Below are 23,456 nucleotides of genomic sequence, written 5' to 3'. Positions count from 1 at the left end.
GATGCCTTCTACGGTGTAGTAGCTGGTCTGTTTCCTGGATTTTTTCAGAGCATCACCACCAGTTTTGCAGACAGGAAGAGCATGAGCATGGAGACAATATCCCCGATGGTTGCAATTGAAGGGGTTACAACATTATCCGGGTCAAAACCGAACCTGAAAGTGCCTATGGCAAGCAGGACGGCAACAAAAGAGAGGATCACTCCGGAAGTAAGTGCCGAAATTGCACAGATGAGTATAAGCTTAAAGATGCCGGCACTTTCAAATCCCAGGGCAAGGGTGACAAAATGCCCTAAAACTCCGAGCAGGATAGCCATAATAAAGCCAAGGAGAAGAGATCCTGAAATGTTGTTTACAAGTTCAGGGTTATTCCTGTCAATATCCGTGATAAGACCCATGTGGATCGCACTGCCGAGCCTTGAGCCCAGAGTAGAGGAAATATTTCCGCGCAGCCCAAGCACACCCGGATAAATTACAAGTAGTCCTGGAATCATCTCAAGTTCGTTTGTCATCTTTGAAAGGATAATCCCTGCAATAACTCCTCCAACAGTCGCAAGAAGTTCAAAAGGCAGCGCCTCGCGTACGATTGAAGAAATACTCGCGTACTCGCTGAGGTACATGTCTATATACTGGGATTCGAAGATATCCTCATCCCTTTGCGACTCGGAGGACATGCGGTTGTATTATACGCTGATATTATTAAAATAATGGGTAACATTCAAAAAAAGAGTATGTGGAAAATTTCTTTGTTATTATAAAGGTTTTCTTGCATAGATAATCAAGGTTCATCTTGACTAAGTTCTTCAAAAGGAGTATAATATTTCTCTTAATGGTTTTTTAAGTCCTTCATTCAATAATGCTTTGTTAAGCGTTAATTGTGCTTTATTAAGTGTTTTTTTCAATACTCAAGTCTAAACTTAATAATAGCTTACATAAGAATCTACTTAGATCTCTCTTTGTCGTCACACTTGAGCTATTATATAAACATTTGAATATGAGTTAGGTCAATATGCTCATATATATAATTTCTCTCCAGACCATCAAACAATCAAATATTACGAATTAATTTCAGACTCGAAAGAACTATGAAAAAGAGATAGTTTGATGGAATGGACAGAAAACTTATAAGGAGTTAGGTAAGAGGAATTTATGGAGTTCAGAAGTATTTCCCGTACCACACGAACTCCACAAAATAAGCCCCTAAGAGGCAGTGATTATGTTAGCTTTTCTGTATTTAAGCTTGCCTGATTCTGCCTCCTAAGGGAAAAACAACTTAGGAGTTAGACGAATGAGTAGAAACAAAATTACCATAGGAATACTTTTTTTGACGATGCTGGTTGGTATGGCGTTAATACCGGCAGTAAATGCACAGGAAGAATTAACAGCAAGTGAAAAACCTTCTGAATGGGAACAAGGTCTAATAGATGCTCTCAACTCTAATACAAAAACCTTTTCAACAGACGATTTAATTTTGAATTATTGCGAAGCAAATAAAGACAAAATTTCAATACTGAAGAACAATACTGCTTCTGAAAAAAGTAAGTTAAGAACATATGAACTAAAAGATGGATCAGATATAACTTTCACTAATGAAAATTTCTTTTTCGTTACTAACATGACTGAAGAACCAAATAATAAAACAATAACTCAAAGTACTACTGCAGCAACAAGTTCTGTCAATCTTGATTATACTGATACGATAACAGCATCACAGAGTTTCTATAATATTATGGGAGGGAGACTGTTTACTATCTATTCAAAAGGATATTATGGGTATAGTATATCTCCTGCTATTGTGGAAGCTCATTATATAGATGCATGGTATACATTAGGTACTCCAACTATATTTCAGGTGAGTAACTGGCAGGAAGGGGCGAGTGATAATACTGTCACTCATATATCTGAAATTTATGGCAGTGGACATTTCCATTGGGGATTTGAAATCGCTGGTGCTGGTTTAGTTCTCTATGATAAGAATATCAAAGTTTACTCAACATGTGATCAATTTGGAAATGTCCACCGCACCTATGAAATGACATAATGAAATAACTTAAAAATATAGCTATAAGATGTAAAATATCGGATTGTGAAATAGTTATTGAGAATTTTAAGCACAAAGTCCTCAATAACTATTTCCAAATAGTGAAGGATAAATTTTATTCAAAAGTTCTGAAACTTCTACTATAAGGACAACTAAAATTTAGGCCGACACTAAAATGAAATAAATTGTAAACAAGGAAATTAATTCAGTCAAACCAAGAATTTATCAGTAGGGATGGAATTTATAATGAAAAAATCAAGTTATGGAATATTATTTATCGCTTGCTTCGCCTTTTTCTTAGTTTTTAATTCGTTCTTTGTGATTGTACCTGCTGATTTATCAACTATTATAAGTGTAATTGTTGGAACTTTTATCGAATCTCTCATCGTGTACTCAATCATAATCATAATTATATATATCGTAAATCATTACAGCAGATTGTCTTAGAGCCTCTACATTTGGGATAAGGTGAATAACCATCCTGACACGTTTGGTTCATATTACTTTGTACAGTACTATACTCTCCTGTGTGTCCAAAAAACTGCAAAGTATAACCATGGGTTGTATGATTATATTATGACATAATCTGAAATGGGTTTATATTTAAGAAGATGCCTTCAAAGGCATCTCTTTCTTTACTACTATTTTTCCCTATCATGGACAAGAAACAAGTTATTACCGTGGTTCAGTAAGTTGTCAAATTTATGTTTGATTTAGATCCTTCCCAGGGGTGGATAGGTGATGAAATATGAGGACTCGTTACAAAATAATTGTACTATTAATAATCATTTCTGCTGTGTTGTTGTCTATCTGGTGGCAAGACCAAAAGCAGAGGATGTATGATAGGAATCACATTAGCAGCTATGATTACTATATTGAGTTAACTACAGACTCGACCCTGAGCAATGTTACTCTTTACCTTCCGCTCCCGGTGATAAACAACACATCGTCCGTAGGCACAGATATTGTAGAGCATCACTTCAATGACTATGATCATTCATGGAAATATACCCTGGTTGATACGGAGCACGGATTAATGCTTTCTATAAAAAATGAGAAAATTGAGCCAAAATACGCTACCCGAAGTAGAGATTCAAAGACGATTCTGTCTCCAAACATGTTTAGCATGACCTTATTCACTAACCAGACCATAGATACAATGAACCCGCTGAGCAATGAAATGGTTCTTATGCCCAAGTACAACCTTACGCAGAATGTCACCAGAAGACCTTATCCACCGGCATCTGAGATCTTTGATTATGAAAGCAAGATGTATGCCTACTATGATACATCCTCGGATGCAAACGTCAGCATTTCCGTCTACCTGAACGGACGTAATGGATGGTGGATCGGAGGATGGCTGTATAACAGTTATTGGGAAGACATGGAAATTAAGTTGTCTGGATCTCAGGCTGGATGGACAACAGTAAATGGTCAACTTTTTACAGGAGAAGGAACTTACTATTAATATGAAATGTCGCCTGCTTTTAACGGACGACTTCTCATTACCTGTTATACCCAATTAATTCTAATATTTTACTTGTAGAATTTGACTTTAAAAAAACGCAGTCAGACTCAATAATTCAAAAAAAATTCTGAATCTGGTTATGGTAGTAGCTCAGATGAAAACGAATCAAGCAAAAATAACTCTATTACAGACTTCGAGACTTCGTTTTATTTGAAAGCTTAGTCTGCCTAATTCCTGAAAGAATTATTCCTGCAACGACTCCTCCCACAGTCGCAAGAAGCTCAAAGAGAAGCGCCTCGCGTACGATTGAAGAAATGCTCGCATATTCGCTGAGGTACTTATCTATAAACTGGGATTCGAAGATATCCTCATCCCTTTGCGACTCTGAGGACATGCGGTTGTATTATACGCTGATATTATTAAAATAATGGGTAACATTCAAAAAAAGAGTATGTGGAAAATTTCTTTGTTATTATAAAGGTTTTCTTGCATAGATAATCAAGGTTCATCTTGACTAAGTTCTTCAAAAGGAGTATAATATTTCTCTTAATGGTTTTTTAAGTCCTTCATTCAATAACGCTTTGTTAGGCGTTAATTGTTCTTTATTAAGTGTTTTTACAGTAATCAGGTCTAAACTTAATAATCTCAAACATAGGAATCGACATAGATTTCTTCTTGTTGTTACACTTGAGCTATTATATAAACCTTAGAATATGAGTCAGGTCAATATGCTCATATATATAGTCTCTCTCCAGACCATCAAACAATCAAATATTACGAATTAATTTCAGACTCGAAAGAACTATGAAAAAGAGATAGTTTGATGGAATGGACAGAAAACTTATAAGGAGTTAGGTAAGAGGAATTTATGGAGTTCAGAAGTATTTCCCGTACCACACGAACTCCACAAAATAAGCCCCTAAGAGGCAGTGATTATGTTAGCTTTTCTGTATTTAAGCTTGCCTGATTTTCGCCTCCTGGGTGCTAAACAGGAGAAAAAATATGGTTAAGAACAAAATAACAATAGGAGTAATTCTTTTGACAATGCTGGTTGGCATGGCATTGATACCACCAGTGAGTGCAGTAGAGGTGCAACAGAATATTACGGAAAAAGAGAATCAAGATAATATATCTGTCCCTGATCCTTGGTTTGAAAAAGGTGACGAGTTAAATCGGCTTAGCGGGGATGAACGTCGCGCCCTTGCTGAACAAAATGAAACGGTAAGAAAAATGATTGAGGAAGATCTAAAAGTTAAACCTGTACAGATTGAAAGCCTTAAGGATTTGGAAAATCTCCCTACTAATTATCCTGAAGATATAAAAAAGGCAGTAATAGAAAATTTTACATCAAGAAATATTAGTCAACAAACCTCAACCAAAGCAACAACGACAACAAATACGGTTAATGTTTGGATAGTTGCAGATGAAGAGTACCGGAGTACTTTCGGAAATAACTGGCAGACTCAAGCATACAACACCATCGAAAATGCTGACAACGCATTCTACAACGACCATAATATAGATTTTGTTGTAGGCAAATATTCAATATGGGATAGTAATGACAATACAGATGATGTCGTTTTACTTCTCAATGAAGCAAAAAGTGAAACTGGATGGAATTCTAATCATCAAGGCATGGATATGCTTGCCGTTTTCAGTGATCAGGGATTAAGTAATAGAGGTTATTCTGAGTATCTAACTGGTGCATGGATAATGCAACATCAAATAACTTCAGGTTGGGATTGGCATGTTGCACAGCATGAAGCGTCACACAGCTATGATTGTCGAGATCATGGATATGCTGGTCCAACATGCATAATGACATACACGTTTATGATGTCGACAGATAATTGGTGCAGTAATTGCGATCAAATTATTGAAACTAATAGAAATATTTTTTAAATCGTTTCATGCAGGATTTAATCCTACATTTATTTTTATAGTGTGCTTGGAGAATTTATTAAATGAAAGCAAGGACAAAAATTTTAGCAGCTATTTCTTTTGCGGTTCTAGTAATATGCCTTATTTTCTTTTTGATGATTTATCAGCCTGGCGCAGGCACGTATGTTCGCGCGGATAAACTTCAAGATACTCCAGAGAAATATGTAGAATTCAGTTTAGCAGATATCGAGAAATACCCCTATGTCAAAGAAGCAATAAGTAATCCTGGAAAAGATATTAAGCTCCCTTTTGACCATAATGGGAATATGACGGAGTTTGCTAACATCATGCGCGACAACAAGACTGAATATATAAAACTGAATAATGAGTATTATCATATAAGTTATTACTCTGCTGATTAATAAAGTGGTGAGAAGTAATTGAGAATAAATTGAGCATAATTAAATGATATGTGTAATCTTTAACTCCTTTTTCTCTTTTTGAACAATTACAGGCTCTACAAGGTTTTTGTCTACTGGATACTTGTTAAGTCAGGAACATGATCAGGAAAGATTTCCCATGTTCTGCTTTTTACTGGTTGTATATAAATACATAACACAAGCGTGTGTATTGTTTTATCCCGAATTATTTAACTAACAGCGTTGATGGCGACTCTATCTTGAAGGATTAGGATTTCGCTCAATAGGGTGATTTTTAGGGGTAAGTCATGTTTCTGTCCAAAAATGGATAGAAGTTTTGTCAGGAGCTAGAAGATCTAAAAAGCGAAAATGAAATGCCTATTGTTGAAATGGATGAGATGCACACTTACATCGGTAACAAAAAAATATTGCTGGATCTGGATTGCTGTTGATAGAGTTGGGAAAAAGTTTATTAACTGCTCTTTTGGCATTAGAGGAACGGAAATTCATCCCTTTGCGACTCGGAGGACATGCGCTTGCATTATAACAATGATATTATTAGGACTTACGCACTTGAGGATTGAGATCATGATCAATAGACCTTGCAGTTAAATCGCAGATTTAGACAGTTGAAGGTTTAGAGCTGTTGTTTTTCAGTTCAACCGCGTAAGTCCTAATTATTAAAATAATGGGTTGTACCAAAAGAGTAAATCTGTGGAAATTTATTTGTTAAGTAGGAGAGGATTTCTTACATGGATAATCAAGGTTCATCTTGGCTAAGTTCTTCAAAAAGGGCAGGATACTTTTCTCTTAATAACTTTTTGAGCTCTTCATTCAGCAGTGCTTTGTTAAGCATTAATTGTGCTTTGTTAAGTGTTTTTTACAATAATCAGGTCTAAACTTAATAATACCTAACATAACAATCGAATTAGGTTTTTTTCTTGTTATTACACTTGAGCTATTATATAAACTTTGGAATATGGGTTGGGTCAATATGCTCATATATAGTTTCTCTCCAGACCATCAAACAATCAAATATTACGAACTAATTTTAGATTCATAACACGTATGAAAAAGAAATAGTTTGGAAGTTTACACAGAAAACTTATAAGGAGTTAGGTAAGAGGAATTTATGGAGTTCAAATATAGTTTCCCAATGTCACCCGAACTCCATAAACGCGCCCTAAGAGGCAGTGATTATGTTAGCTTTGCGTGTATTTAAGCTTGCCTTATTCTGCCTCCTGGTGCTAAACAGGAGAAAAAATATGGTTAAGAACAAAATAACAATAGGGCTAATTCTTTTGACAATGCTGGTTGGCATGGCGTTGATACCATCAGCAATGGCTTCCGTCGAAGAACAACAAACCAACCTAACTAAAGATGCTGCTCAGTTAAAGATTGAGGCCTTGGAAGCTGAGCTCGGTGAAGAAGGACTGAAGGAAGTTGTAGATTACCTGGAGCTACAGGCTTCTTTACCGGACGTCGTTAAGGCAATGCCTTATAGAGCGCTTGCTTTCGCTGGTACTCAGGAGGAAAGTAGGTCTGTCACCTTCAAGTACATTGATGGTTTTAATGTTTCTGAGAAGGAGAAAGACAGATATAAAGTTGGTATCAAAGATCTCTGGGATAGGTATCCAGATTAGATCACCAAAGATGATTATGAATTTATGAGTGAGATTGGTCCTATGCTAGTCAATGAGTCTTTGAAAAGTTATGAGCCTGTCTCCGTGAAGTGGCTTTCTACCCCACATAAGGACTATGCTTACTATGCTTGTGATGGGTCTTCCTATAGGAATTATGCTAAAGATGCAGCTGACGACCCAGATAATGGTGTGATGGACCCGGAACCATTCTATAGATATTATAATCACTATGAAGATGGGTCACTGCATATTGGAGGAGCACCTGATAGGTGTAATGAGTTTGCAGATTCAGCCATTTCTGCAGTGAATAATGGATATTGGTCTACTGCACATCAAAGATTTGGTTACTCAAGTCATTATCTAATTGATCCGGGTATCCCGTTCCATAGTGATGGAGTAATCCAACAGGGTGGTCAGTACATTTGGAACTCTTATGAAACCACATACCATAGCATCTATGAGAATTATGTGAACGGCCAGTGGACTTCAGGATATGAGTTTAAGGATTATGTGCAGTATAATACTCAATCAATAACTGTAACTGATCCTGAAGAAGCGGTTGAAGACAACGCTGAGCATAGTAGCCAGTATTTTGACTATATCTGGACCGAGATGTACAATGACCCTCAAAATTTTGGCTCAGACATCTACGTAGCTTACTATACTGCCCAGTGTGTCCAAGAGTGCGCAAAATATGCCCATGGATTATATGATTATATAATGTGAAGAAGAGGTAACTTTAAATGAAGTTTAGATTTAAGGAGGTGCCATGGGAGGCATCTCTTTTCTTTATTGGTTGGATTTGGCTCGGTTTGTCAATGTTTGGAATGACTTTAGTTAACATTTTTGTACCTAAGCTGAATTTATATCACTTTGTTGTAGGTGTGATCTATCTGTTTCCAATGATAGTTATTGGATTTAAGATTGTAAAGAACAGGAATATCACTGGTCTGCCTTTGTTTATTTGTTCTGGAATAGTCGGAGTTTGGGCAATTCTCTTGCACATGAAAATGAATTTAGGACATGATTACGAGTTTTTTTCTGGTCCGATTCAAGAAACAGTCATGTTGATATTATTATTGGTAGCTGTACCATTAAGTTACTATGTATTTGCTTGCTCAGTTGGATGCAAGGACACACGAAACATGAAAGCTCTTAAAATATTTCCTGTAGTAGCTTTTTTCATAATAGTTATTACTGAGATATTAGGGATTAGCTACTATGGCATGGCTAATTATGTGTTATTGTTTTCTTTCTTGTTATTAATAGGACCTTTATTGGGGGGATTGTATATCTGGGAGATTATGTCAAATATCCAATTCAAAAATTATACTACCTAACTATAATCAAATTGAATCAAAAGGTTCACTTTTATTACAACGGGAGCACTGAGGGTCATGAATATCCCAACCTTTAGAGGTTGTCCGACAATTATTGGTAGTAATAAGAAGTTCAAAAAAGAAAGTAAATAAGACCTTTAAATCAAAAAAGAAGAAATTCCTCTATTACTGGAGGTAATTGTCGGGCCGTCGGTTTAGTGTGGGGTGGCCGCACGCAATTTGATTTAGCAGCTTTTTCTCCGCGCTCTCGGATAATAATAAATAACTTGCAGCCGATACTCCTTATTGATAACCATGGTTATAGGAGTTACAAACATAAAAAGGATATAATTTTGCTGCATGCCCTCACGGATCCGGAGGGAATCCGGACCAACAAAAGAGAAAAACGAAACAAGAGAACGAATACAAAAAGGAAAAAAGATAAAAGATCGTCATTGACGGAAATTAATTTAACATCGTATTCATTTTTTTGTAGGTTTCCAAGGAATTCCTCTATCACTTCCTTTGATGCCTTTTGACATGAAGAAAGCTCTCAATTCATCCACTGTTACTTTATACGTTGTTCGTTTTATGTTACTATGCCCACCAGGGGAAAACACGAGATATTCATCATATTGAGTTAGTATTATTTGACCATCGGAAGAAATCTCAATTTTCTCCCCGGTAAGCTCTTCGTCCTCATATCCACCGGTATGCTCTTTCCATATCTAATGTATGATTATTTCGCCTTTCATGTTAGTTTCTTCGATTTTAGCCATTTATCTGACTCCTTTTAGCTTTCTAACCTCTCTGGGGAATTTCATATCCTGATGTACGGTAACTTTAAACTCGGCTGCTGTTGTTTCTTTTGTGTGTTTTTCAGTTACAAATTTTTATCTTATAATGAATCACAGCCTTATTCTTCCTCCGCCGTGTCTTCCAGCCCTACGATGTCCTTGATAATATAATTACAGGTTGAAGAAGGACATACAAGCCCTTTTAAGTCGATGTTTGGGAATGTCTCTACAATTTACAGAAGAATTAAATAACAAAATTCAAAATAAGAAAGTATGTAAAAAGGTATGTTAGCGCCTTTAAAAACGTTTATTACTTCTTTTTTGAAAACGTTATACTTTAAGGAAAAGTCTTTACTTCTTGATTATGCCAAAAAAGAAGGCATTCTTTGCGCTACCAGGCCTGAATCGTTAACACAAAAAGGAATGAAAAGGGAATGGATTATTTAACCACTGTATAAAGTGGTTCTCCTAACTTTTCTTTTCCATTTTCATCTAGCTCTCGAATCGTGTACTCTGTGACCATCAAATCAAAAGTCTGATCCGGATCTTCCGCGAACTTTCGGATATCGTCAATTTCTAAATCAATTGGTGTAGGTTCGTCATCATCTTTGATTTTCACTAAAATTTCTTCGTAATTGTTGAGCTCTGCCATTTTTTCAAGTGCTTGAATTATTGACATTTTCATGCTTTTATTCCTCCTTCTCTTCTTCGGTGCCTTCCAATTTCACAAGATCTTTTACATATCTTTGACGCATTAGCAAATCTTGTTTAATCTCTTTTTCAGCTTCAATAATGAGTTGATCAGGATCTTTACCTGCAAATTCTCAAAATGCTTTAATAGCATGCGAATAATTTCTTTTTGTGTTATCTGACTTTGCAACTGCTCCGAGCTATTTATCATATAAGCTTTTCAAAATAATACCTCTGTTTTACCATAGATTCATAATTCATTAATATCATAATAAAATATAGGTTGTGATGCCATTTTCGGTATATCAATGATAAACGTGCTGCCCGGATATGAGAAAGCAGCATACAGGGAATTAAGGAATATAGAAGGAATCAAGGACGTCTACCATGTTTTTGGGGAGTATGACTTTGTCGTCATCATAGACGTTAAAGACCTGAGTATTCTCAATGCCGTGGTGGACAGGATAAGGGAAAGCGAGACTGTAACCGCAACCCAGACAATTATTGGTGCGGAACTCTGAATTTTTCAATGCCTGAAAGTACAATTGAAAGTACAATATTACTCCGGAAAAGATCTGGAAGAATCGATATCTTTTTTAGCAGGCATAAATATTTATTACCTCACACTTTTATTAAGGAAGAATGCCTGCTTCAGGCAGCAAATTTCGCTTTAGCCTGCTAACTTGCTTTATCAGTATATTTCGCTTTAAACATTAATATAAAATCTCTCATGATAGGACAGTTCCATATATTCCATATATTCCGAATATTCTAAGTATTCCGGATATTCTAAATATTCCGGATATTCCAGATATAAAAGTCTCCACAAAAGTATTATCATCCATTCAGTACCGCATCTGTTTCAAATATTAGACTTGTTTCAAACATTAGATTTATTTTTATATCAAATTCATTCTAAACATCGGATCAATTTTTCAGCCCTGAGGTAAAAGTTCATGGAAACCCCCATTGCAGAAGAACTCGCCAAAAAACAAAAATCGATAAGTGTAGCAGAATTTTTTGAAAAGAACAGGCAGATCCTGGGTTTTGATTCTGCGCCTCGAAGCCTTATAACAACCGTAAAAGAAGCAGTGGACAATGCTCTCGATGCCTGTGAGGAAGCAGGAATTCTGCCTGATATCCTTGTCCAGGTCGAGAGGACAGGACCGGACTATGTAACTGTTATTATCGAAGACAACGGTCCGGGAATTGTAAGAGAGCAGATCCCCAAAGTCTTTGCAAAACTGCTCTACGGCTCAAGGTTCCATGCCCTCAAACAGAGCAGGGGGCAGCAGGGGATAGGAATCTCGGCAGCTGTCCTCTATGCCCAGATGACAGCAGGCAGGCACACTAAAATTCTCTCAAAAACCAGCCCGACTGCTCCTGCACATTATTATGAGCTCATGATCAACACCAGCACAAATGAACCTGATATCCTTGTAGACGAGGTCAGGGACTGGTTCCGCCCGCATGGGACGCAGATTGAGCTTGAGATGAGGGCTGCATATGTAAAAGGGAGAAGGCAGTCCATTTACGAATACCTTAAAGCAACTGCAATTGTAAACCCCCATGCCAGGATAACTCTTATCGACCCTGATGGCAACGAAGAAGTTTTTGAAAGGGCTACGGATAAAATGCCTGAGCCTGCGGAAGAAATCCTGCCCCATCCTGAAGGCATTGAGCTCGGAACCCTCATGAAAATGCTCCACTACACTGAGCGCCAGAAACTTGCTCCGTTCCTGCGTTACTCTTTTTGTAAAATAGGGCTGCTTACTGCGGAGGAAATCTGTAAAGCCGCAGGGCTTGACCCGGAAATCGACCCTCATGCACTGGGCCGCCATGAGGCAAGAAAGCTGATCGAGGCTTTTGAGAAGGTAAAGATCATGGCTCCTCCGACGGACTGTCTTTCTCCTATCGGTGAAGACCTTATCTATCGGGGGCTTGAGAAAGAGACTACTGTTGATTTCATTGCTACAAGCACAAGGAAACCGGCTGTGTATTCGGGAAATCCCTTTGTGGTGGAAGTCGGGATGGCTTACGGGGGCAACCTTCCGAAAGAAGAAAAAATAAGCATCATGCGTTTTGCAAACCGTGTGCCTCTACTTTACCAGCAGGGTGGCTGTGTGACCACACATGCTGTGGAGGACATTAAGTGGAAGCAGTACGGCTTAAACCAGCCAGGAGGGGGAATTCCTGTTGGTCCTGTTATCCTCCTTATCCACGTTGCTTCCATTAACGTGCCCTTTACTTCGGAATCAAAGGACGCGATTGCAGATATTCCTGTGATTAAAGAGGAAATCGACCTTGCAATCAAAGAAGTTGCAAGGAAACTCAAGCACTACCTGAGCAAGCAGAGCAACCTCAAGAAGCGCCGGGAAAAAGAGATCATCATTACAAAGGTTCTTCCGAAATTAGCAGCAAAGGTTGCACATGTTCTGGAAAAAGACGTCCCTGACATAAATCCCGTTGTTGCAAAGATCATGGGAAACCTGCTTGTGCACAGGGTAATTAAAAACAACGGAGACGGGACTGTAGATGTGGCAATTAAGGTCAAGAACTTCGGGACTTCTGCTTATTCTTTCAGGGTACACGAAATGCTCCCCTGTAAAGTTAGCGGGGCAAAGCCAGAGCCAAAGGTTGTGACCATGGGCAATGATTACGATTATGTCTGGGACATCTCAGCGTCTGCAGGGTCTTCCAAAGTACTGAGCTATAAAATAGAATCTGCAAGCGAAGAAGAACTCCAGAAGCTTCCTCAATTGATTGTAGAAGGGATTGAAGAAGAACTGGTAACCGGGGCAAAAGCTTTCAAGGGTGTTTGAAATGGAAGGAGAAAAAGGCAGCAAAACAAGAAAGGGAGACGCCCTTGCCAGGGAAAAACTCCTTGAGATTGCAGAAAAGATCTATAACCAGTTTGAAGAGGAGGTTGTCCCGAGTGTCAGCCTTCCAAGCCGGACAAAAGCAAACCTGGAATATTCCGACGAGAGCGATGTCTGGGTCTACGGAGACAGGGAAAGCGAAAGAAGCGCAAAAACCGTAAAAGGTGCATTCCAGCTCCTGAAGACTACATATGCAACTGATTTTCTTATAAACGAGCATCTTGCCCGTAACCGTGGCTCAACACTTCGAGAACTTTATTATATTTCCGAAGGCTGGGACTATGCCAAATTCAAAGAACAGGGTGAAAGCGACCGCCTGATAGAGGACCTGGAAATCCTGACCAGCCTCCAGAGAGAGTATTTCCATATGCGCCCTGAAGAAGACGGAGCCACGATGTTCGGGCCGATTGAGATTACGGAACAGACAAAGCGCGGAGAGCGGAATATCCACTGCCAGAAGGATGTGGGAGAAGGTGGGTACCAGATCCCTTTCAATGTGGAAAACATAGAGTTTCAAAAGCACGATGCGAGCATGATTATTGCCATAGAAACCGGTGGTATGTATGCGCGTTTAATGGAAAACGGGTTTGATGAGGCTTATAACGCAATCCTTGTCCACCTGAAAGGTCAGCCTGCACGGTCAACCCGCAGGATAATCAAGCGCATGAACGAAGAACTCGGGATTCCCGTGGCAGTTTTTACTGACGGTGACCCTTGGTCTTACAGGATCTATGCCTCTGTTGCTTACGGAGCCATAAAAAGTGCTCACCTTTCGGAATTCATGGCAACACCGGCAGCCAAATTCCTGGGGCTTCAGCCTTCTGATATCGTGGAATACGAACTTTCAACCGATAAGCTCACAGAGCAGGACGTAAGCGCTCTCCGGAGTGAGCTTTCCGACCCGCGTTTTGAGTCCGATTACTGGAAAGAACAGATCCAGCTCCAGCTCGATATAGGGAAGAAGGCTGAACAGCAGGCTTTTGCAGGAAAAGGGCTTGACTTCGTAACCGAGGTTTATCTTCCGAACAGACTGAAAGAGATGGGCATGATTTGATGTCTCAGACTGAAATAAAATTACGGTAAACCAGTAATGACAAAACTGATGGATACCCGATGAATACCTGAAGGGTAACTGTAGATACCTGATGGATACCTGATAGATAACTGATGGATAACTGATGGATAAAAGACCGGTCACCTGATAATCCGGTTAATATTAAAAATTGCTGGCAGTAAATGTAAGTTGAAATTTTGAATCTCTGCCAGCAGTTTACCTCTCAAGCAGCCTGTTTGAATGGATAGCTGAATGTGGTATCTCCATGCCAGTAAATTGGTGTTATTTATGCAGGTAATTTACACAGGTTATTTACGCAGGTAATCTGCGAAGGCATTCATGAGTTGCTCATTTCCGTATTTCCTGCGTTGTATATATTTTAATGGCTATTTTTCCTGAAAGCAGTTTATTAGATATCGACATGTCCAGAGAAAATAATCCTGAACCTGTCCTATAAAAGACTTCCAGTAACTCCCAAAATGCCGCGAGTCATGCCCTGACTGCTCTAAGATAAGCAAAATTTTCTCTGTGAAACAGCAAATATTTATTTTAACTAAAAACATATTGAAGAATTAGTTTGAAAAGGGCATTTTTGGGCGTAAAATTATACTGAAAATCACCTTTTTTGAGGGATTAAGGACAGAAAAATCAGGCTAAATATAAGGCTGATCTAAAGGCTTAAAATGTATGAGCGCATATTGAATCTGGCTTACAGCAGAATGATAAATATTATATATAAAAATAACCTAATAAAAAGTGAAGACTCCGAGAATTGATACGATTTCTAAAGTTCGATTTCGAACCGAGTTTCCCTGCGAGTTTTAAAAAATGTATAATATGTTACGATATTTAAAATAAATAACTTTACCAGATTTTTATGGAGAATAAACCACGATGAGTGATAAACAGGTTTATGACGCTTCGCACATCCAGGTTCTTGAAGGCCTGGAGGCTGTCCGAAAACGCCCGAGCATGTATATAGGGAGCACAGATGGGCGCGGGCTCCACCACCTAGTCTATGAGGTTGTAGACAACAGTATTGATGAAGCTCTTGCAGGCTTCTGTTCAGAGATCGATGTCACGATCAATCCCAATGGAAGCGTGACTGTAATTGACAATGGAAGGGGTATCCCTATCGATCCGCACCCGGTGCATAAGAAATCGGCACTTGAGGTCGTGATGACGATTTTGCACGCGGGAGGAAAATTTGACAAGAATACTTACAAGGTCTCCGGGGGCCTGCACGGGGTGGGGGTCTCGGTAGTAAATGCCCTTTCGGAATGGACCGAAGTGGAAGTAAGCAGAGATGGAAAGAAGTACTTCCAGCGTTATATCCGCGGAAAACCTGAATCCGATGTCCGGGAAATAGGAACTTCGGATACCACAGGCACAAAAACCACTTTCAAACCGGACACAAAAATCTTTGAGACAACTGACTTCCAGTATGATATCCTGTTAAATAGGCTCAGAGAACTTGCTTTTCTGAACCGCGGCCTTATAATCAATCTGAAGGATTTAAGAAGCCCCGAAGGTCAGGCAGAGACTTTCAACTATAGCGGAGGGATAATTGAGTTTGTGGAATATCTTAATAAGAAAAAACAGCCCCTCCATGAAAAACCGATCTATTTCGAAAGACAGAGAGATGATATGGTAGTGGAAATTGCAATGCAGTACACAAACGGTTACACTGAAAACGTGTACTCTTTTGCAAACAACATTAACACCCACGAAGGCGGGACCCATATTATCGGTTTTAAGACTGCCCTTACAAGGGTAGCCAACGATTACATAAAGGCCAATAAGCTCTCCAAGGAAGACGAAAAGCTGACAGGAGACGATGTAAGGGAAGGTCTGACTGCGATTATCAGTGTCAAGCTAATGGAGCCCCAGTTTGAAGGGCAGACCAAGACAAAGCTCGGAAACAGTGAGGTCAAAGGGATAGTTGACTCCCTTGTAACTGACGGGCTTGCAGAGTACTTTGAAGAAAACCCCAAAGTTGCCAATATTATCCTTGACAAAGCCCTTCTTGCCCAGAGAGCTAGAGAGGCTGCAAAGAAGGCAAGGGAACTTACGCGGAGAAAGAGTGCGCTTGAGGTCAGCACCCTGCCGGGAAAACTTGCAGACTGTTCTAATAAGAACCCTGCAGAATGTGAGATCTATATTGTTGAAGGAGACTCTGCAGGCGGTTCTGCAAAGCAGGGCAGAGACCGAAGCTTCCAGGCAATTCTGCCTCTCAGGGGCAAGATCCTTAATGTAGAAAAGTCCAGGCTTGCAAAGATCCTGAAAAACAACGAGGTCATTTCACTTATTACAGCCATAGGGACAGGAGTAAGTGAAGACTTTGATCTTGAAAACGCACGCTACCACAAAATCATTATTATGACCGATGCCGATGTGGACGGCGCTCATATCCGAACCCTTCTTCTGACCCTGTTCTTCCGTTATATGAGGCATCTGATAGATGCAGGGTACGTATACATTGCCCAGCCGCCTCTTTACAAGATAAAGAAAGGAAAAATGGATTACTATGCGTATTCGGATAAAGAGCTGGCAGATAAGTTAAAAGAACTCGGGGAGAAAGGCGTTGCCATCCAGCGTTACAAAGGTCTTGGAGAAATGAACCCTGGGCAGCTCTGGGAAACCACCATGGACCCTGAGAGCCGGACCCTTTTGCAGGTTACTCTGGAAGATGCAATCCGAGCTGACGAAATCTTCCGTGTACTTATGGGAGATGAGGTCGAACCTCGCAGAAACTTCATCGAAACACATGCAAAAGAGGTTGTGGACCTGGATATCTGAGGTGGTGAAAAATGGCAGAAAATGAAGACAAAAACAAATCAGAAGCAGAAATGAAGAAATCATACCAGGCAACTCTTATTCCTGAAAGTCCAGTAGAAAATACCACTGAAGATCCAGTAGAAAATACCACTGAAGATTCTGAATTAGAAGATGAAACCGAAATGGACACCGGTCCTGAAGAGCCTGAAGATGAGGAGCCTGTAAGAGCAGGAGTTACTCCCATCCTTATTGACGACGAGATGAAACGCTCTTACATCAATTATGCGATGAGCGTAATTGTCGGAAGGGCTCTCCCGGATGCCCGTGACGGCTTAAAGCCTGTCCACCGCAGGATCCTTTTCTCCATGAATGAGTCAGGGATCACTCATGACAAGCCTTACAAAAAATCCGCACGTATTGTGGGAGACGTTCTTGGTAAGTACCACCCTCATGGGGATTCTGCAGTTTATGACACTATTGTGCGCATGGTCCAGGACTTCTCTCTCAGGTACCCTCTGATCGACGGGCAGGGTAACTTCGGGTCAATTGACGGAGACTCGGCTGCTGCGATGCGTTACACTGAAGTCCGTATGGACAGGATCGCGGAAGAGATGCTGGTTGATATTGAGAAAGAAACCGTTCCTTTCATTCCTAACTATGACGGGTCCCTGAAAGAGCCGGAAGTCCTTCCAGCCAGGCTTCCAAACCTCCTTATAAATGGTTCAACCGGCATTGCCGTCGGAATGGCAACAAACATGCCTCCTCACAATATCAGCGAGGTTATCGACGGAATTCTGATGCTTATCGAAAACCCCGAAACACAGATTTCGGAACTGATGACCGTTATCAAGGGTCCTGACTTCCCCACAGGCGCACACATACTCGGGACAGCGGGTATAAGGTCTGCATACATGACAGGCAGAGGCCCTATAAGGATGAGGGCAGTTGCCGAAATTCAGGAGCTTAAAAAAGACAGGCAGCAGATTATAGTAACCGAACTCCCTTATCAGGTAAACAAGGCAAAGTTGATTGAAAACATCGCCCAGCTTGTAAGGGAAAAGGTGATTAACGGAATTTCCGACCTGCGTGATGAGTCTGACAGGGAAGGGATCAGGGTTGTAGTCGAGCTTTCAAGAGGTGTAAACCCCAACGTCGTCCTGAACCAGCTTTATAAACACACTCAGATGGCAACCACTTTTGGTGTTATCAACCTCGCCCTTGTTGACGGAAAGCCCAAAGAGCTGAACCTGAAACAGCTTCTCGAGATCTACCTGGAATACAGGATGGAAATTATCCAGAAGAGGACACTCTATGATCTGAGGAAGAGCGAAGAAAGGGCTCACATCCTGGAAGGGTTAAGGATTGCCCTTGACAATATAGATGCAGTTGTTGCCCTTATTAAGGGTTCTGCAAACGCCGATCAGGCAAAGCAGGGCTTAATAGACAACTTTGCTCTTGACGAGGTCCAGGCAAAAGCTATCCTTGAGATGCGCCTCCAGAGGCTTACCGGTCTTGAAACCCGGAAGATCCTTGATGAACTTGAGGCTCTCGTAAAACAGATTGAAGAACTGAGGAAGATCCTGGCAAGTGATGAACTGAAGTACGAAATTATCAGGACGGAACTTTCTGAGCTCAAGGATAAATACGGGGACATCCGCAGGACAAGGATTGTGCATAACACGGAAAATGTGACTGATGAAGACCTTATCCCTGAAGAAGATGTTGTAGTTACGATCACAAACAGCGGCTACATAAAGCGCATTCCTCTTGACACCTATACCATGCAGCGCCGTGGAGGCAGAGGGATTATCGGCATGGAAATGAAGGAGGAAGATTTTGTTGAAAACCTCTTCATTTCGTCAACCCATAACTATATCCTTTTCTTCACAAACAGGGGCAGGCTCTACTGGCAGAAGGTCTATGAGATCCCCGAGGGCTCCCGGCAGTCGAGAGGCAAAGCCATAGTAAACCTCCTTGAGCTCCAGGAAGGCGAAATGGTCAATGCCATGATTTCCGTTGAAGAATTTGCCGAAGACAAATACCTCTTTATGGCAACAAGGGCAGGAACGGTTAAGAAGACTCCACTGTCCGAGTTCAGGAACCCGAGAAGAGCAGGCATCATTGCGGTCAGCCTGGACGAAGGTGACGAGCTTGTTAAAGTCCTCCTTACCGACGGAAAGCAGGAAATCATGATGGTCTCGAAAAAAGGCAAAGCCATCCGCTTCTCAGAAGAAGATGTCCGCCCGATGGGCAGGACTGCAAGAGGAGTCCGGGGTATGACCCTTGAAGGACCGGATGACGAGGTTGTCAGCCTTGACCTGGTGGACGAGACCACAACCCTCCTTACAGTCACCGATAACGGCTTCGGGAAAAGGACGGAATACTCGCAGTACCCTGTGCACCGCCGCGGTGGAAAAGGCGTGATCACGATCGTCACAAACCTCAGGAACGGATTTGTCTCCAACGTCAAATCAGTTGCTGAAGACGATGAACTCATGTTTACGAGCGCAGAAGGAATCATTATCCGGATCCCCGCAAAAGACATCTCCATCCAGGGCAGAAACACCCAGGGTGTACGGGTTATGAACATTAAGTCCGGAGACAAAGTCGGCGGCATGGCAAGGATCAAAAACGGAAAAGAAGACGAAAAGCTGAAACTGACCGCCCTTGCTAAAAAAGCAGCAAAAGAAAAGGTACCTGGATCAGAATCCGAAGAAGACGAATCCGAAGACCTCGATGAATTCGAAGGCTCAGACGAGTTCGGGGAAGAACCGGAAAAGGAAGAATTCGAAGACTCAGAATCCGAAGACTCAGAATCCGAAGACTCAGAAGAGGAAGAAGAGGAAGAAGAGGAAGAAGAGGAAGAAAAGGAAGAGGAGTATTAAGAGAGGAATAAAAGTATTAAATTACAGAAATGAGTGAAGGATTATCTCCTTCACTCGACTTCCATTTTGCCGGAATTAACCTATTGGGGATTGGTTCCCGGCTCTTGTCTCAGTATTGAAGGGAGGTGGAAGGCAGATTATTCTCAATTTTGCAGCAGCGAAGATAGTTAATGTTTAAATCCAATTAAACGACACTTCTGTTACCGCTTATAATTCATTATAAGCTACCTTCCCCTGGTTTTCCTATTTAGCATACTCATTTTCATGTTGAGATCGGATGCCCGTATCTCAACTTCAATGAATATAATTAGTATATTACTTCTAATTATATATACAGCCTGGAATATATTTTTCTTAGTACTAGTCATTTGATTTACTTTTTTAACTAAATTCACTGAATACTTCTGCTAAGTCCTTTTCAGTAATTGCTATTCTGTGACCTGTTTTTTTGCGGTGGGTTTTTCATATCTTTTTTGAACAGGCTTGGTCGCCGGTTTGAGTTTCGATGTTTCTTAAAAACGGGGCAGCCATATGACTGCGAGGCAGGCGGCAAGTTGTGAAAAGATGAATCTAGCTATGCGCGAAATAAAAACAAAAAATTAATCATGTTGTATGTCAAAAAGCTTTGAAGGCAGTAGAGGAGCAAATAAATGTCTGAAGATGCGATTATGAGACTACAACAAACAGGTCTGTTTAAGAGGCTTCGTGAAATCGAGAAAAAAGAGGTTAATGAGACTTGTTTGGAAGATAACGAAATTTCACAAAATATAATTTCAGTTGTTCGTAAGGCTGCTCCTTTGCTAGATAGAGTTCCGGAGAACATGCCTGAGTTCACATTGCATAATGCTAATCACAGCATACATGTGATTGAGAACATGGGACGAATAATACCTCCAGAGACTCTTAAACAATTAAACGCTATTGAAATTTCCATACTTATTTACGCTGCCTATCTTCACGATATCGGTATGATTGCTTCTCGTGGTGAGCATAAGGAGATAGTTAAAACTAATGAATTTAAACAACTCTTAACCTCAAATGAAGAATTATATGAAAAGTTCGAGGAAGCGAAAAACCGTGGCGATTATGAAGAAGCACTTGATATTGAGAACAAAGCATTTACTGATTTCCTCCGCAGAAATCATGTTCAACGTGCGCACAAAATAATTAAAGAATATGAATTAGATTCTGAAATCTCATGGAGAGGCATTTCATACTCTAAATGGGTAAAGACAGTATGTGAAAGTCATGGGCTTCCAGTGAAAGATCTGTATAATACTAAATTATGGCCAAATGACACCTTCGTATTAGAGCAACCAGTAAACGTTCAGTATTTAGCCATAATATTTCGACTTGCTGATATCTTGGATATTGATCCCGAAAGAACTCCAAAATTCCTATTCTATTTTATAAACCCAAAAGATGAAGTTAGCATCAATGAATGGAAGAAACATTTCTCAATAACTGGATTTCAGATTACACCCGAGAAAATCAAAATTGTAGCTGATTGCAAACATCCGCAACATGAAAGAACACTTCGAGAGTTCATAAAAATAATTGATAACGAGCTTGAAGATAGTCATCGTTTAGTTTCAAGTTATAGAGGCGATCTAGAGACAAAATATATATTAAAGCTCCCTGAGAAAGTTGATCACGATATTCATTCTGTCGGTTATGAATATCGTGATTTCCGTTTTGAACTTGATTATCGTCGAGTCCTCGATTTACTGATGGGGGAAGGACTCTATGGAGATCCGGTTGTAGCACTTAGAGAGCTTTTACAGAATTCGGTAGATGCTGTACGTTATAGAGAATCTCTGGAGAAAAGAGACGGAAATGGATATCGTCCTAGTATAGAAGTCTCTTTGAAAAATAATGAACTAATTGTTGAAGATAATGGCATCGGAATGGATGAGGAGATATTTAAGAATTATTTCATGAAAGTCGGTAGAAGTTATTACCAAAGCTCAGATTTCCGTGAAAAAAATGTAGACATAGATCCTGTAAGCGAATTTGGGATCGGTATTTTGTCAGTTTTTATGGTTGCCGATAAGTTTGCCGTTGAGAGTAGAAGAAAAACTTTTGAAGATGAGTTCAATCTATCCGAACCAATATATTTTGAAATCCCAACAGCTTATGATTATTTTATAAAAAGGCAATCTAAACGCTCTAAGCCTGGAACGAAAATAACTTTGCACTTAAAGCCCAATCATCCATTTTCTGCTGAAGCGCTAATGGAAATAATTTCAAAAATAGCTCCATTTATAGAATATCAAATAAAAATTAACACCGATAAAGCAGAAAGTAAATATAAACCTCTTTTGCCAGGAGAAATGCCAGAAGATGATAATCGTGTAAACGAATATTTTAAAGTTCATCTCAGCGAAATTAACAAATTTGAAGGCATACAAGGCGTTTTGAGAGTAACAGAAGAGGAAAAAAATATTAAATTAGTTGCCCAAAGAGGTTTTTCAATTCCGTACTATGTAGCTTTTGGAGCTTGTTTATTCCGTCATGTTGACGCATCTGTAAACATTTCAGGTAGAGCGAAATTAACACTGTCTCCTAACAGATCTTCTGTAATTATAAATGAAAATTTTTGTAAATTAACTGATAAACTACAATCAGAGATACTTTCTGGACTTGAGATGCATTTGATACATTGTAAAGATTCAATGAAACCTGCAGAATATGCAAAATATATAAACGAATTACTTGATAAGAGGGTCTTAAGTCTTGAAACAGGCTATATACCCCAAGTGTTTAGTTACAGGGAACACGAAATAAATGAATATATGAAAAAAATTTTCTTAAATAATGTTCCCTTATTAGTCCTCTCTGAAAATGGAGAAAGATCTTACGAAATAATTAAAAACTTGGATAAACTAACAACTGTAGCAATAACGGCTTCAAGTGATTGGCCTGAAAAAATATCTGAAATAAAAATTGAAGAGGAAACAAAGAAACTGATCTATCCAAGACCAGTTCTTTTATTAGACGAAGAGAAAGGTCATTTCACAAAGTTGGAGTTTTTTAATTATATACTGGGAGGACCTTCAGAAATTTACATCACTTCAATTCCAGGAGTTGTTATTAGTCTTTTTTCAAGTAGTGAAAAAGAATCAAAGGCTTTCAAGATTGATGGGCATACGTTCATATCCAAAATTCACAATGTAAATGAAAACATTAAACCTCTTTTTGTTCACAGTTTAGAACGCAATCTTCCATTTGATGTGATTTTTAATTCAGAGCATTGGTTACTATCTAGATTTTTTAATGATCAACAGCCAAAAGATGAACTTTCTTTAAAAGCAATCAAAATCCTAACTCATTGTATAGATAATGCTCTAGCTATTGTGTGGGATATAGTACTATCCGGTTATTATGAACGAAAAAACGAAATGGGAAGCTGTCGCGATATAAATCATCGGTTAATTGGAGTAACAAGATATTATCCTGAAGTATTTGAGGAATTTAATGAAGCAGTACAGGAATTTTGGAAGGAAGCTCAATCTCAAGGGGTAGTTTATATGGAAGAAAAATTTTGTGGTCTTACATTAGACGATCTACCTTGGTTTTGGAATTGTGAACCAAAATGAGTTATC

Annotated in this window: 17 protein-coding genes and 1 pseudogene; 14 read left to right on the top strand and 4 right to left on the bottom strand. The window is 39.6% G+C overall.

The genetic code is table 11. From position 1 onward, the window contains the following. Window positions 1–44 precede the first annotated feature (44 nt). Window positions 45–671, bottom strand: coding sequence for a magnesium transporter (locus MSMAS_RS12265; protein WP_048041102.1), 627 nt, complete (start codon window positions 669–671; stop codon window positions 45–47). Between the two features lie 614 nt (window positions 672–1,285). On the opposite strand from MSMAS_RS12265, the gene MSMAS_RS12260 reads away from it, so the two are divergent. Beyond that, window positions 1,286–2,038 carry a hypothetical protein gene (locus tag MSMAS_RS12260; protein ID WP_015412522.1) on the top strand — a complete coding sequence of 251 codons (753 nt, stop codon included), beginning with the start codon at window positions 1,286–1,288 and terminating at the stop codon, window positions 2,036–2,038. 260 nt (window positions 2,039–2,298) lie between these two features. Here the strand turns inward: MSMAS_RS12260 and MSMAS_RS19810 are convergent, their stop codons facing one another. Next, entirely contained in the window at window positions 2,299–2,424 is a 126-nt protein-coding gene (locus MSMAS_RS19810; RefSeq protein ID WP_264357970.1) for a hypothetical protein, read from the bottom strand. A 449-nt stretch (window positions 2,425–2,873) separates the two neighbouring features. On the opposite strand from MSMAS_RS19810, the gene MSMAS_RS12255 reads away from it, so the two are divergent. Further along, window positions 2,874–3,506 (top strand): hypothetical protein, encoded by a 633-nt coding sequence (locus MSMAS_RS12255; protein ID WP_226987594.1) that lies wholly within the window; start codon window positions 2,874–2,876, stop codon window positions 3,504–3,506. A 184-nt stretch (window positions 3,507–3,690) separates the two neighbouring features. Here the strand turns inward: MSMAS_RS12255 and MSMAS_RS12250 are convergent, their stop codons facing one another. Continuing rightward, entirely contained in the window at window positions 3,691–3,900 is a 210-nt protein-coding gene (locus MSMAS_RS12250) for a hypothetical protein (RefSeq protein WP_011034332.1), read from the bottom strand. A gap of 608 nt (window positions 3,901–4,508) precedes the next feature. Here MSMAS_RS12250 and MSMAS_RS12245 point away from each other — a divergent pair. The 6 genes and pseudogenes from MSMAS_RS12245 (at window position 4,509) to MSMAS_RS12230 (ending at window position 8,789) form a co-directional block, all read left to right on the top strand. After that, complete coding sequence (locus MSMAS_RS12245; RefSeq protein WP_011034333.1) at window positions 4,509–5,408, top strand: zinc-dependent metalloprotease; 900 nt, start codon at window positions 4,509–4,511, stop codon at window positions 5,406–5,408. A 62-nt stretch (window positions 5,409–5,470) separates the two neighbouring features. Beyond that, window positions 5,471–5,809, top strand: a complete 339-nt coding sequence (locus tag MSMAS_RS12240) for a DUF948 domain-containing protein (protein WP_015412525.1) — start codon at window positions 5,471–5,473, stop codon at window positions 5,807–5,809. Between the two features lie 247 nt (window positions 5,810–6,056). Then, window positions 6,057–6,310: pseudogene (locus MSMAS_RS18365) on the top strand (IS1 family transposase); the annotation flags it as partial. A 761-nt stretch (window positions 6,311–7,071) separates the two neighbouring features. Beyond that, the gene (locus MSMAS_RS19565) at window positions 7,072–7,449 is read left to right on the top strand and encodes a hypothetical protein (protein ID WP_080942082.1); all 378 of its coding nucleotides are present in this window, start codon (window positions 7,072–7,074) and stop codon (window positions 7,447–7,449) included. Between the two features lie 42 nt (window positions 7,450–7,491). Then, complete coding sequence (locus MSMAS_RS19560) at window positions 7,492–8,175, top strand: phospholipase C/P1 nuclease family protein (RefSeq protein ID WP_230633255.1); 684 nt, start codon at window positions 7,492–7,494, stop codon at window positions 8,173–8,175. A gap of 17 nt (window positions 8,176–8,192) precedes the next feature. Continuing rightward, window positions 8,193–8,789, top strand: coding sequence for a hypothetical protein (locus MSMAS_RS12230; RefSeq protein WP_048039800.1), 597 nt, complete (start codon window positions 8,193–8,195; stop codon window positions 8,787–8,789). 1,215 nt (window positions 8,790–10,004) lie between these two features. On the opposite strand, the gene MSMAS_RS12225 is transcribed toward MSMAS_RS12230, so the two are convergent. Next, window positions 10,005–10,250 carry a hypothetical protein gene (locus MSMAS_RS12225; protein ID WP_048039798.1) on the bottom strand — a complete coding sequence of 82 codons (246 nt, stop codon included), beginning with the start codon at window positions 10,248–10,250 and terminating at the stop codon, window positions 10,005–10,007. Window positions 10,251–10,563: 313 nt separating this feature from the next. On the opposite strand from MSMAS_RS12225, the gene MSMAS_RS12220 reads away from it, so the two are divergent. The 6 genes from MSMAS_RS12220 to MSMAS_RS12195 all read left to right on the top strand — a co-directional run bounded on the left by MSMAS_RS12220 (window position 10,564) and on the right by MSMAS_RS12195 (window position 23,450). Beyond that, window positions 10,564–10,776 carry an Lrp/AsnC ligand binding domain-containing protein gene (locus MSMAS_RS12220; protein WP_015412528.1) on the top strand — a complete coding sequence of 71 codons (213 nt, stop codon included), beginning with the start codon at window positions 10,564–10,566 and terminating at the stop codon, window positions 10,774–10,776. 435 nt (window positions 10,777–11,211) lie between these two features. Beyond that, window positions 11,212–13,077, top strand: coding sequence for a DNA topoisomerase VI subunit B (locus MSMAS_RS12215; RefSeq protein ID WP_011034341.1), 1,866 nt, complete (start codon window positions 11,212–11,214; stop codon window positions 13,075–13,077). Between the two features lies 1 nt (window position 13,078). After that, window positions 13,079–14,188 carry a DNA topoisomerase IV subunit A gene (locus MSMAS_RS12210; protein ID WP_011034342.1) on the top strand — a complete coding sequence of 370 codons (1,110 nt, stop codon included), beginning with the start codon at window positions 13,079–13,081 and terminating at the stop codon, window positions 14,186–14,188. An 894-nt stretch (window positions 14,189–15,082) separates the two neighbouring features. After that, window positions 15,083–16,987, top strand: a complete 1,905-nt coding sequence (gyrB, locus tag MSMAS_RS12205) for a DNA topoisomerase (ATP-hydrolyzing) subunit B (RefSeq protein ID WP_011034343.1) — start codon at window positions 15,083–15,085, stop codon at window positions 16,985–16,987. 161 nt (window positions 16,988–17,148) lie between these two features. Then, window positions 17,149–19,851, top strand: a complete 2,703-nt coding sequence (gyrA, locus tag MSMAS_RS12200) for a DNA gyrase subunit A (RefSeq protein ID WP_011034344.1) — start codon at window positions 17,149–17,151, stop codon at window positions 19,849–19,851. A 650-nt stretch (window positions 19,852–20,501) separates the two neighbouring features. Next, window positions 20,502–23,450, top strand: coding sequence for an HD domain-containing protein (locus tag MSMAS_RS12195; protein ID WP_011034345.1), 2,949 nt, complete (start codon window positions 20,502–20,504; stop codon window positions 23,448–23,450). Window positions 23,451–23,456 lie beyond the last annotated feature (6 nt).

The organism is Methanosarcina mazei S-6 (genome assembly GCF_000970205.1).
Classification (GTDB): Archaea; Halobacteriota; Methanosarcinia; order Methanosarcinales; family Methanosarcinaceae; genus Methanosarcina; species Methanosarcina mazei.
This window is presented reverse-complemented; position numbering and strand designations above follow the sequence as displayed.

Coding starts and splice junctions, on each gene's coding strand:
- MSMAS_RS12265 (WP_048041102.1), bottom strand. CDS start 671: ATGTCCTCCGAGTCGCAAAGGGATGAGGATATCTTCGAATCCCAGTAT.
- MSMAS_RS12260 (WP_015412522.1), top strand. CDS start 1,286: ATGAGTAGAAACAAAATTACCATAGGAATACTTTTTTTGACGATGCTG.
- MSMAS_RS19810 (WP_264357970.1), bottom strand. CDS start 2,424: ATGAGAGATTCGATAAAAGTTCCAACAATTACACTTATAATAGTTGAT.
- MSMAS_RS12255 (WP_226987594.1), top strand. CDS start 2,874: ATGTATGATAGGAATCACATTAGCAGCTATGATTACTATATTGAGTTA.
- MSMAS_RS12250 (WP_011034332.1), bottom strand. CDS start 3,900: ATGTCCTCAGAGTCGCAAAGGGATGAGGATATCTTCGAATCCCAGTTT.
- MSMAS_RS12245 (WP_011034333.1), top strand. CDS start 4,509: ATGGTTAAGAACAAAATAACAATAGGAGTAATTCTTTTGACAATGCTG.
- MSMAS_RS12240 (WP_015412525.1), top strand. CDS start 5,471: ATGAAAGCAAGGACAAAAATTTTAGCAGCTATTTCTTTTGCGGTTCTA.
- MSMAS_RS19565 (WP_080942082.1), top strand. CDS start 7,072: ATGGTTAAGAACAAAATAACAATAGGGCTAATTCTTTTGACAATGCTG.
- MSMAS_RS19560 (WP_230633255.1), top strand. CDS start 7,492: ATGCTAGTCAATGAGTCTTTGAAAAGTTATGAGCCTGTCTCCGTGAAG.
- MSMAS_RS12230 (WP_048039800.1), top strand. CDS start 8,193: ATGAAGTTTAGATTTAAGGAGGTGCCATGGGAGGCATCTCTTTTCTTT.
- MSMAS_RS12225 (WP_048039798.1), bottom strand. CDS start 10,250: ATGAAAATGTCAATAATTCAAGCACTTGAAAAAATGGCAGAGCTCAAC.
- MSMAS_RS12220 (WP_015412528.1), top strand. CDS start 10,564: ATGATAAACGTGCTGCCCGGATATGAGAAAGCAGCATACAGGGAATTA.
- MSMAS_RS12215 (WP_011034341.1), top strand. CDS start 11,212: ATGGAAACCCCCATTGCAGAAGAACTCGCCAAAAAACAAAAATCGATA.
- MSMAS_RS12210 (WP_011034342.1), top strand. CDS start 13,079: ATGGAAGGAGAAAAAGGCAGCAAAACAAGAAAGGGAGACGCCCTTGCC.
- gyrB (WP_011034343.1), top strand. CDS start 15,083: ATGAGTGATAAACAGGTTTATGACGCTTCGCACATCCAGGTTCTTGAA.
- gyrA (WP_011034344.1), top strand. CDS start 17,149: ATGGACACCGGTCCTGAAGAGCCTGAAGATGAGGAGCCTGTAAGAGCA.
- MSMAS_RS12195 (WP_011034345.1), top strand. CDS start 20,502: ATGTCTGAAGATGCGATTATGAGACTACAACAAACAGGTCTGTTTAAG.